The 10,833-nt window shown below is 73.6% G+C and carries 7 protein-coding genes, 1 tRNA gene and 1 pseudogene; 4 read left to right on the forward strand and 5 right to left on the reverse strand.

The annotated features are described in order from the left end of the window. Positions 1-11 precede the first annotated feature (11 nt). From selB to selD, 3 genes are all read right to left on the reverse strand, one after another. The gene (selB, locus tag ACNF49_RS38065; protein WP_482940648.1) at positions 12-1,748 is read right to left on the reverse strand and encodes a selenocysteine-specific translation elongation factor; all 1,737 of its coding nucleotides are present in this window, start codon (positions 1,746-1,748) and stop codon (positions 12-14) included. Between the two features lie 55 nt (positions 1,749-1,803). Beyond that, positions 1,804-1,897 (reverse strand) — tRNA-Sec (locus ACNF49_RS38070). Next, on the reverse strand, positions 1,875-2,954 hold the full coding sequence (selD, locus tag ACNF49_RS38075; protein WP_482940649.1) for a selenide, water dikinase SelD: 1,080 nt from the start codon (positions 2,952-2,954) through the stop codon (positions 1,875-1,877). Before selD ends, ACNF49_RS38070 begins: the two co-directional genes overlap by 23 nt. Before the next feature lie 126 nt (positions 2,955-3,080). Between selD and selA the strand changes: the two are divergent. Then, positions 3,081-4,390: pseudogene (selA, locus tag ACNF49_RS38080) on the forward strand (L-seryl-tRNA(Sec) selenium transferase). On the opposite strand, the gene ACNF49_RS38085 reads toward selA, so the two are convergent. Further along, positions 4,368-5,432 (reverse strand): flavin-containing monooxygenase, encoded by a 1,065-nt coding sequence (locus ACNF49_RS38085; RefSeq protein WP_357971930.1) that lies wholly within the window; start codon positions 5,430-5,432, stop codon positions 4,368-4,370. The pseudogene selA and the gene ACNF49_RS38085 sit on opposite strands and share 23 nt — an antisense overlap. Before the next feature lie 48 nt (positions 5,433-5,480). Further along, positions 5,481-6,206: a helix-turn-helix transcriptional regulator gene (locus ACNF49_RS38090; protein WP_482940650.1), complete on the reverse strand. Its 726-nt coding sequence runs from the start codon at positions 6,204-6,206 to the stop codon at positions 5,481-5,483. 123 nt (positions 6,207-6,329) lie between these two features. On the opposite strand from ACNF49_RS38090, the gene ACNF49_RS38095 reads away from it, so the two are divergent. From ACNF49_RS38095 to ACNF49_RS38105, 3 genes are all read left to right on the forward strand, one after another. Further along, entirely contained in the window at positions 6,330-8,261 is a 1,932-nt protein-coding gene (locus ACNF49_RS38095; protein ID WP_482940651.1) for a fumarylacetoacetate hydrolase family protein, read from the forward strand. Positions 8,262-8,347: 86 nt separating this feature from the next. Further along, the gene (locus ACNF49_RS38100; protein ID WP_357971936.1) at positions 8,348-8,794 is read left to right on the forward strand and encodes a DUF6463 family protein; all 447 of its coding nucleotides are present in this window, start codon (positions 8,348-8,350) and stop codon (positions 8,792-8,794) included. A 165-nt stretch (positions 8,795-8,959) separates the two neighbouring features. After that, on the forward strand, positions 8,960-10,249 hold the full coding sequence (locus ACNF49_RS38105) for a vanadium-dependent haloperoxidase (RefSeq protein ID WP_482940652.1): 1,290 nt from the start codon (positions 8,960-8,962) through the stop codon (positions 10,247-10,249). The last annotated feature ends 584 nt before the right edge of the window (positions 10,250-10,833 follow it).

Here is a 10,833-nt window from a genome sequence, read left to right on the forward strand (position 1 = left end):
TCCGCCCGGCGTCAGCGGGGCGGGCGCAGGGTTCGGCGGTCGTTGTCGACGCGCCGGGTGATCCCCCGGGCGTCGAGGCACTCCAGCAGGGGAAGGGCGACGCGGCGGCTGGTGGCCAGGGCCACCCGGACATCGCTGACGGTGAACGGCGCGGGCAGTCCCGCGAGCGTCTCCGCGGCCCTGTCCAGGGCGTCGGGCATGAGCACGACGTTCTTGCCGATCGACAGCACGGCCCCCGACTGGAGCACGGCCGCCAGCGCCTTGCCCGTCAGGCCGAGCTCCGCCAGCCGTTCGGCCGTGGGGGCGTCGAAGGGCCGCTCGGCCAGATCGGCGGTGAGCCGCGCGACCGCCCTGGCGATGGCGGGCGGCAGCGACCTGCCGGCGGGCAGGATCCGCCCGCCCTCGACCACCAGCGGCGGCGTGACGAGCGCCTCGGCGAGCCGCCGGTCGGGCAGTCCGAGCAGGTGGGCCGCGGCCTCCACGGTGATCCCCGGATCGAGCGCGGGCCGCCGCGCGACGTGCTCGGCGAGCCGTCGGGTCAGCGACGACCAGTGCTCGGGGTCGGCGTGCCAGTCGCCGGCCACCGGCGATCCGGCGGGCGGGCACCCCATCGCCCTGAGCTCGTTTCCCGTCAGTAGCCCGTGCCAGCGCAGCAGTGCCGCGGCGTCGGGCAGCGGCGCTGCGCCGAGCGCGGCCGCCCTGGCCGCCGCGGCCCCCCGGCGTCCCAGCGCGGCGGGACGGACGTCCAGCACCTGGACTCCGGCGACGATCTCCTGCCTGCCGGGGTCGCGGAGCAGGCCCCGGTCCCCGACCCGGAGCGGCAGCGGACGGCCGAGGGTGAGCCGGGCGGTGTCGGGGCCCAGGAAGCGGACCCGGACGGGAACGGCGGCCGACCCGAGATGCAGGTGCGCGGCCTGCCTCCGGCGCTCCACACCGGGGTTCAGCCGCACGTCCACAACCTGAGCCGGCAGCCACGCCGCCGGCGTCACCAGCGCCGCGCCCCGGGACAGCTCGTCACGGTCGACGCCGCGCAGGTTGACGGCGACGCGGGCGGTCGCCGGGACGCGCTCCGCCTTCTCGCCGAGCGTCTGGAGCCCGCGGATCCTGACCCGCCGGCCGCCGGCCTCCAGCTCGTCGCCGACGCGGAGGGTCCCTCCGGTCAGCGTTCCGGTGACGACGGTCCCGGCTCCGGTGACGGTGAACACCCGGTCGATCCACAACCGGACGGCGTCCTCGGTGTCCGGCGCGGGAAGCGCGGCGGCGAGCCGGGCCAGGGCGCTCTCCAGCTCGCCGAGCCCCTGCCCGGTGCGCCCGCTGACGACCACGCTGTCGATCCCCGCCAGGCCGGTTCCCGCCAGGTGGTCGCGGACCTGGCTCAGGGCGGGCTCGGGATCGGCGAGATCGGCCCGGGTGACGACCGCGAGGCCGTGCCGCACGCCCAGGGCGTCGAGCGCCGCCAGATGCTCGGCCGACTGGGCCTGCCACCCCTGGTCGGCGGCCACCACCAGCATAACCACGGGGCAGGGCCCGACTCCGGCCAGCATGTTGGTGACGAACCGCTCGTGCCCGGGGACGTCGACGAACGCGATGCGCTCCCCGGAGCCGAGCGTGGTCCAGGCGAAGCCGAGGTCGATGGTCATGCCGCGGCGGCGTTCCTCGGCCCAGCGGTCGGGCTCCATGCCGGTCAGCGCCCGGACCAGCGTCGACTTGCCGTGGTCGACGTGCCCGGCCGTCGCGATCACGTGCATGCGTGCTCCGCGGCGCGTCGATCCGTGCGCAAACCATCCCCCGATTCGCTGATCAGCGGAGGCGGACGGGAATCGAACCCGCCGCGCCGAGATGCTCGGCGCCACTGGTTTTGAAGACCAGGAGGATCACCAGACTCCTAAACGCCTCCGAAAGAGATCATAAACCTGCGGACGACGTCGAACTCCCGCGAAGTACCCGGCACCGGGCCCGTTCAGGGACGGATGACGACGGTGTGCCCGGTGTGTTCGATCAGCTCGCCGATCACGGGGGCGCCGGGGATCTCCCCGGCGACCAGCAGCCCCCCCTGAGGTCTGCGCGTCGGCGAGCAGCAGCAGGGTCTCCTCGGAGACGTCGCCGGGATCGAGATGGGGGGCGACCCAGTCGAGGTTGCGCCGGGAGCCGCCGGGGACGAACCCCTCCTTCACGGCCTGCGCCGCGCCGTCCAGCACCGGGACGGCCGAGGCGTGCAGCACGGCGGTGACGCCGGAGGCGCGGGCCAGCTTGTGGAGGTGGCCCAGCAGGCCGAAGCCGGTGACGTCGGTGGCGCAGCGGATGCCGGCGGCCAGGGCCTGGCGCGAGGCGTCCGCGTTCAGCCGGGTCATGGTCTCGACGGCGTGCGGGAACACCTCGCCGGTGTTCTTGTGCCGGTTGTTGAGCACGCCCAGGCCGAGCGGCTTGGTCAGGGACAGCGGCAGGCCGGGGCGGCCGGCGTCGTTGCGCAGCAGCCGGTCGGGGTCGGCGACGCCGGTGACGGCCAGGCCGTACTTGGGTTCGGCGTCCACGACGCTGTGCCCGCCGGCCAGATGGCAGCCGGCCTGGGCGGCCACCTCCGCGCCGCCCCGCAGCACCTCGGCGGCCAGGTCGTAGGGCAGGCGATCGGGAGGCCAGCACAGGAGGTTGAGCGCGACCACGGGGCGCCCGCCCATGGCGTAGACGTCGGAGAGGGCGTTGGCCGCGGCGATGCGGCCCCAGTCGTAGGGGTCGTCGACCACCGGGGTGAAGAAGTCGGCCGTGCTGATGAGCACGGATCCGTCCTGGGTGCGGACCACGGCGGCGTCGTCGCCGGATTCCAGCCCCACCACGAGCTCCGCCTCGGGGTCTCGCGGGAACGGCATTCGTGAGCTGCCGAGCAGCGATTCCAGGTCCGCCGCGGGGATCTTGCAGGCGCAGCCACCGCCTTGGGCGTACTGCGTGAGCCTCTTCATGATCACACCTTAGGGCGATCACGACCGCCATGATCGCTTTTCCGGCGGATGATCATATGATGCCTGATCGGCCCGGTATGAGACCTGGAGACATCGTGCTTCTCACGCTGAACGGACATCCCTAGCGTGACCGACCATCGTCGATCCATCCCGCGCACGGACGCGCTGCTCGCCGACCCCCGGCTGGTCGAGGCCCGGCGGCGGTTCGGCCACACCCAGGTCAAGGCCGTGGTCGTCGCGGCGCAGCGGCGGGCCAGGGAGGGAGAGCTCGCGCCGGAGGACGTCCTGACCGCGGCGCTGGCGGCACTGCCCGACTCCGCCGCCGGCCTGCGGCCGGTGATCAACGCCACCGGCGTGCTGCTGCACACCAACCTGGGCCGCGCCCCGCTGTCGGACGCCGCCCGCCAGGCGGTGGAACTGGCCGCCGGGGTCACCGACGTCGAGCTCGACCTCGACACGGGCGGCCGGGGCAGACGGGGGCGTACGGCGCTGGCCGCCCTGGCCGCCGCGGTGCCCGCGGCCGAGGCGGTCCACGTCGTGAACAACAACGCGGCGGCACTCGTGCTGGCGGCCACCGCGCTGGCGGCGGGCGGCGAGATCCTGGTCAGCCGGGGGAGCTGATCGAGATCGGGGACGGCTTCCGCCTTCCCGACCTGCTCGTCTCCACGGGAGCCCGGCTGCGCGAGGTCGGCATGACCAACCGCACCGCCCTGGCCGACTACGCCGGCGCGATCGGGCCGGAGACGGGCATGGTGCTGAAGGTGCACCCGTCCAACTACCGGATCGAGGGGTTCACGGCCGACGTCCCGGTGTCGCGGCTGGCGGCGTTGTGCCGTGAGCGGGGTGTTCCCCTCGTCGCCGACGCGGGCTCGGGGCTGCTGGCCCACGAGCCGCTGCTGCCCCGCGAGCCCGACGTCACGAGCTGGTTGACCGAGGGCGCGGACCTCGTCACCACCAGCGGCGACAAACTGCTCGGCGGCCCTCAATGCGGGCTGCTGTTCGGCCGCGCCGACCTCGTGGACCGGCTGCGCCGCCATCCGCTCGCCCGCGCGCTGCGGGTGGACAAGATCACGCTGGCCGCGCTGGAGGCCACGGTCGCGGGCCCGCCGACGCCGACCTGGGAGAGCCTGCACGCCGATCACGTCACGCTGCGCTCCCGCGCCGAGGACCTGGCGGCCCGGCTGCGCGACAAGGGGATCGACGCCGAGGCCGTCGACAGCCGGAGCGTGGTCGGCGGCGGCGGCGCGCCCGGGGTGTCCCTGCCGAGCGCCGCCGTCGCGCTGGACCGGCGGGCGGCCGCCGTCCTGCGCCGGGCGCAGCCGCCCGTGCTGGCCCGCGTGGAGAACGGCCGCTGCCTGCTCGACCTGCGCGCGGTGCCGCCCGGCCACGACGACACGCTGCTGGCCGCCGTCCTCACCGCGTTGCCGGAGGGCTGATCGGGCCCGCCGCGGACGACCGCGCCGTGCCCGGGTAGCTCCGTGCCACCAGGGCCGCGTCCTGTCCCACCCAGCCGAGCAGGGCGGAGCCGCGGTTGCGCTGGAAGGGCAGGCCGACGTACGTCAGGCCGGGCACCGGGCTGATGCCGCCGGTGTGCAGCGGCACGCCGCCGGCCAGCGCGCCGGGCACCCGCAGCCAGCCGTAGTCGGGGCGGTAGCCGGTCGCCCAGATCACGACGGACGGCGTGACGGTGTGCCCGCCGGCCGTGCGCAGCCGGCCGCCGTCGGCGGAGACGACGCCGTCGACGACGCGGACGCCCAGGCGGCGCAGCTCCCCGGGGCCGACGCCGATCAACGGGTCGCGCTCGCGGACGAAGCGGCCGAACCGCCCGGTGACCGGGGCGGTGACCACCCCGAGAGCCTGCAGCCAGGCGAAGACGTCGCGGCCGAGGACACGCTGGGGCAGCACCGGCTGGCGCTTGCCGACCGCGAGCGTGACCTGCCGGTCCAGGCACAGCTCGGCGGCGATCTGCATGCCGGAGTTGCCGCCGCCGACCACGAGCACGGGCCCGTCGGGCAGCCGGCCCGGGTTGCGGTAGTCGGCACTGTGCAGGGCGACGATCTCCGGTCCGAGCGGCAGGCCGGGGACGTGCGGCCGCTGGAAGGGGCCGGTCGCGACCACGACGCCGTCGGCGGTGAGCACGCCCCGGTCGGTGACCGCCTCGAACGTCCCGTCCGCGGCGCGGCGCAGTTGTGAGACGGAGGTGCCGAGTCGAACGGGCAGCTCGAAGTGCGCCGCGTAGTCCCGCAGATAGCCGGCCACCTCGTCCTTGCCGGGGTGGCGGTCGCCGTCGCCGGGCAGCGGCAGGCCGGGGAGCGAGCTGAGCCGGGCGGGGGTGAACAGGCGCAGGGAGTCCCAGCGGCGCCGCCAGGACTCTCCGACGCGGGGATGGGCCTCGATGAGGAGCACGTCGTGCCCGGCCAGGCGCAGTTCCCGGCCCGCGGCGAGCCCTGCCTGACCGGCGCCGATGATGATGATCACATGGACCAGCCTGGCCTGCCCGGCGGCCGGCGGTCTTGAACGAACCTGCTATCCCTCCAGCCACCGCACCCCGGTGGCCAGCGCCGAGGGCGCGTCGCCCATCATGCGGCGCACGGTCCTGGTCAGGTGGGCGGCGTCGGAGAAGCCGGCCGCGTGCGCGGCGCCGGTCAGCGTGGCTCCCCGCGACAGTGAGGAGAGCGCGACCCGCAGCCTCATCCACAACACGTACGGCCGGAACGGCAGCCCCGCCTCCTGCCGGAACAGGTGGGCCAGCCTGCTCTCGGACAGGTGCACGGCGTCGGCCACCGCGGCGAGCCGTACCTGCGCGGGCAGGGCCGCCTCGACCAGCCGCATCGCGTGCGCCAGAGCGGGGTGGAGGGGTGGCGGCGGCGCCGTGCCCGTCAGCTCGTCGGCCAGGGCGGCCAGGCCGGGCAGGTCACGACGGGCCGGCGGGCGGACGCCGAGGCTCCACGAGGCGGCCGAACCGGCGGCCGGCCGGCGGGACGGCCGCCCCGCCTGTGCCGGGTCGATCAGGACGAGCAGGGCGTCGTCGGCGCCGCGCACGATCTCGTGCGGGGTGTCGGCCGGGATCAGCGCGGCCGACACCTCGTGCGCCGGCCCGGTGCCGCCGCGCAGGACCAGGCCGTCGCCGACCAGGAGTTGCACGGCATGGTGGGCGTGCATGCCGCCCGCGCCGACGTGCCCGGCGTAGTACAGGCGGCCGGGCGTGATCGCCGCCCATCCCCGCCGTCCGGGCGGGCTCGGCGCGTTCACGCGCCGCCACGGTCATCGATCGCCATACGGCGATGATGCCACGCGAACCTGTATGCCGAATGACAGAGCGAATGTCATTCGCTATAGCCTGTGTCAACCAACATAGAGCCGAAGGAGCTCCCCATGCGTTGGGTGACCTACGCGACCGACACCGGCGACCGCGTCGGCGTGCTCGGCGAGGACCTGATCCACCCCGTCGCGCCAGGTGTCAGGCTGCTCGATCTCATCGGCGGCGGCGCCGAGGCGCTGCGCGCGGCGGGCGAGCAGGCGCTCGCGTCGTCGGCGGAGCCGGTTCCGCTGGCCCAGGCGCGGCTGCGGGCGCCCGTCCCGCGCCCGCCGTCGATCCGCGACTGCCTGTGCTTCCTCGACCACATGCGCAACTGCCGGCAGGCCGCCGGTCAGCCGCGCACCCTGCCGGACGCCTGGTACCAGGTCCCGGCCTTCTACTTCGCCTGCCCCTCGACGGTCGTCGGCCCGTACGACGACGTGACGATCTCGCCGGGCAGCGCCTGGTTCGACTTCGAGCTGGAGATCGCCGCGGTCATCGGACCGGGCGGCCGGGACCTGACGCCGGAAGAGGCCGAGCAGCACATCATCGGCTACACCGTCTACAACGACTGGTCGGCGCGGGACCTGCAGCTGCGCGAGTCGCCGCTGGCGATCGGCCAGGCCAAGGGCAAGGACGGCGCGACCACGCTCGGCCCGTTCCTGGTCACCCCGGACGAGCTGGCGCCCTACCGCCGCGACGGCCGGCTCGCCCTGCGCGTCGAGGCCGCCGTCAACGGCGAGATCGTCGGCTCGGGCCGCACGGACACCATGGACTGGAGCTTCGGCGAGGTCGTCTCCTACGCCTCGCGCGGCGTGGACCTGCTGCCCGGCGACGTGTTCGGCTCCGGAACCGTGCCCGGCTGCTGTCTCGTCGAGCACCTGTCGATGGCCGACCCGTCCGCCTTCCCCGGCTGGCTGGGGGACGGCGACGTCGTCGAGCTGACGGTCGAGGGGCTGGGCCGGACCCGCCAGACCGTCCGCGCGTCCGCCAGGCCGTACCCGTTGACGCCGCGGCACGACCCCGACCGCCGCCCGCCGCGCCCGCGCGTCAACAGCGCCCGGTCCAGGCTGCCCTACACCCGCGGCCTGCACGAGGTCGGCGCGGGCGTGTGGGCCTGGCTGCTGCCCGACGGCGGGTACGGCCTGAGCAACGCCGGGCTCGTCGCCGGCGAGGGCGCGTCCCTGCTGGTGGACACGCTGTTCGACCTGCCGCTGACCGCCGAGATGCTGGACGCCATGCGGGAGATCACCGACCGGCATCCGCTGACCCACGCCGCCATCACGCACTCCAACGGCGACCACTGCCACGGCACCCAGCTGCTGGGCGAGCACGTCGACATCGTCTCCGCGGCGGGCACCCGGGCGGAGATGCGGCACGAGATGCGTCCCGACCTGCTGACCGCCACCCAGGTGATGGACATCGGCCCGGCGACCCCCTACTTCCGCGAACGCTTCGGCGCCTTCGACTTCAGCGGCATCCGCCTGCGGCTGCCCACCCGGACCTACGACCGGGAGCTCACCCTCGACATCGGCGGCCGACAGGTGCGCCTGATGGACCTCGGCCCAGCCCACACCAGCGCCGACACGGTCGTGCACGTGCCGGACGCGGGTGTGCTCTTCGCCGGCGACCTGCTGTTCGTCGGCTGCACGCCGATCGTGTGGAGCGGCCCGATCGCCAACTGGATCGACGCCTGCGACGCGATGATCGCCACCGGCGCCCACACGATCGTCCCCGGCCACGGCCCGGTCACCGACCCCGACGGGATCCGCGCGGTGCGCGGCTACCTCGCCCACGTGGTCGACCAGGCGGACGCCGCCCACGCCCGCGGCCTGTCCTTCCCCGAGGCGATCAGCACGGTGGACCTGGACGAGTACGCCACCTGGCTGGACACCGAGCGGATCGTGGTCAACCTGCACCGCCGCTACCGCGAGCTCGACCCCGCCGGCACACCCCAGCTGGACCAGATGACGCTGATGGCCATGATGGCCGAGAAGGCGCTGTCGTGAGGCCGCCGGAGACCGCCCCGGCAGAGGGAGGGGCATCCCCCTCGCGAGGGAGCACGCCGGAGGGCTCCCGGGAAAGGCTGGCAGTCATGAGCACTTCCGCCCCGCTCGCGAGGGCCACACCGCCGAACCGGCTCACCATCTGGGCCGGGCGAGCCATGATCTTCATCGCCCTGGCGCACGTCGCCGTGTTCGCCCCCCTCGCCCCCTGGGCCGGCTGGCTCGCGGGAGACCTGCGCAACGGCCTCGCCGACGGCGAGTCGAAGGCTGTCTTCTGGGCGCTGCCCGGCGGATTCGTCGTGGTGCTGGCGCTGCTGGGGCTGCTGGTGGCGCGGGCTGGGCGGCAGGGGCAGCAGGTTCCCGGATATGTCGGCTGGGCGATCCTCGCCTGGGGAGCGACGGGCGTCGGCCTGATCGGAATGAGCGGTTTCATTTCCGCGATCGTCCCTTCCGGGCTGCTCATCGCGGCGAACGTCATCGCCGTGCGGGAGAGACGCGACCGGCGTGCCGTCCGCGGCGGAGCACGACCGAGCTGACGGCGTTACTCGACGTCAGCCCCCTTGAGAGGGCGCGCCGGCAGGAGGGGCCCGGCGCGACACTCCGCCGCCGTTACGGCGGGTCCGTTTTTCGGGTGCGCCGTTATCGGGTTTTCGCCCATTCGGCCGCTTAACGACCTTGAGGCGACATAGTAATTTTCTCAAATGCCTCAAACACCTGGCAGGCGACGGCCGGTCATCGCACGATGGCTGGCCGTCCTCGTCATCGCCGCCGGCATCCCGGCGGGACCGGGCTCGTCAACCGCGTACGCGTCGGGCTCACAACCGCCCGAGAACGCCGTCGTCGTCTGGGACCGCAACGCCCAGACCGCCATCTGGGACGTCGCCGGCCAGCAGCCGCAGGTCCAGGCGCGCAGCTTCGCCATGGTGCACGGAGCCGTCTACGACGCGGTGAACGCGATCGCCGGCACCCCCTACCAGCCGTACCTCACCGCGCCCCGGGCCGACGGCGGGGGGTCGACGGAGGCCGCCGTCGCCACCGCGGCCTTCCGCGTGCTGAACAAGCTCTTCCCCGCCCAGCAGACCCGGCTGACGACCCAGTACGACGACTACCTCGCCACGATCGCCGACGGCGGCGCGAAACGACGCGGCGTCGCCGTGGGCGAGCAGGCGGCGGCCGCGATGATCGCCGCCAGGGAGAACGACGGCGCGTTCGGCGACCAGACCTGGCCGATCGGCACGCAGCCCGGCCAGTGGCGGCCGACGCCGCCCACGAACGCCTCGGACGGGGCCTGGGTCGGCGACCTCAAGCCGTTCCTCATCCCCAGCGCGTCGATGTTCCGCACCTCGGGCCCGCCCGCGCTGACCAGCTCCCGCTACGCCAAGGACGTCAACGAGCTCAAGCGCATCGGCGCGGCGAACAGCACGGCCAGGACGCAGGACCAGACGCAGGCCGCGATCTGGTGGCACGACCGGCACCTGGCCGAATGGGAGATCAAACGCCAGCTCGCCACGACGCGGCGGCTGAACCCGCTCCAGGCGGCCCGCATGTTCGCCATGGTCGACCTGGCCGAGGCCGACGCCACGACCGCCTGTTACAACGAGAAGGCGGCGTGGGCCTTCTGGCGGCCGGTCACGGCGATCCGCCTGGCCGACACCGACGGCAACCCCCGCACCGCGGCCGACCCGGACTGGACGCCGCTGCTGGTCACCCCGCCGCACCCCGACTACACCTCCGGCCACACGTGCTTCACGGCGGCCAGCATGTCGGCGCTGGCCCACTTCTTCGGCAGGGACGACATCCCCTTCAGCGGTTACAGCTCCGACTCGGGCACCACCAGGAGCTTCCGCGGCTTCTCGCACGCCCTGGCCGAGGTCATCGAGGCCCGCGTGTGGGGCGGCATCCACACCCGCACGGCGGACGTGCAGGGCGCGAAGATCGGCGCCCAGGTCACCGCCTACATGGTCAGGCACTACTTCCGGCCGAAGCGGTGAGGCCGGGCGACGCGCCCGTCCGCTGAGACCGGAATCGCAGTGATCTCGAGACCTCCCCGTGCTCGTCCCGCACGGGGAGGTCTTTCTGATCCCGGCCTTGACGGGAGGCGGCCCGGGGGCTGTCAGCATCCCGCGAGGCCACTGCCAGCGGGATGACCGCCGATCTGACCGATATGGAGAATCGGACCCGACTCAATCAGTCAATAGGGACACGCATCCCTTCAGAGGACCAGACCGAAACCCTAATTACGGGCATTCCATAGAGGGACAAGATCATCACACAGGGTGGCAGAACCCCAGGACGCGAGGGCGGGCAGAGATCATCGGCCCAGCCGGGGAGGTCCACCGTCCGTAGACACACCCACCGGAAGCCGGTTTTGTCGATGCCCGAAACCAGCATTCCATCATTGGTTTAAATTTCATCCCTTGACTGACTTTCGGACAAAATAATAGGAATGGCGTGGCTTCAGCCGTGAGCCGCCCCTCGCCAGGTCGAACCTTGGCGAGCGGCCCATATTTCCTGCTGCCCGCGCGACGACCTCGCCCGGCGCGGCAGACCTGCCGGAGGGTGACTTCGCGTCGCG

Source organism: Actinomadura sp. ATCC 39365 (assembly GCF_054392275.1).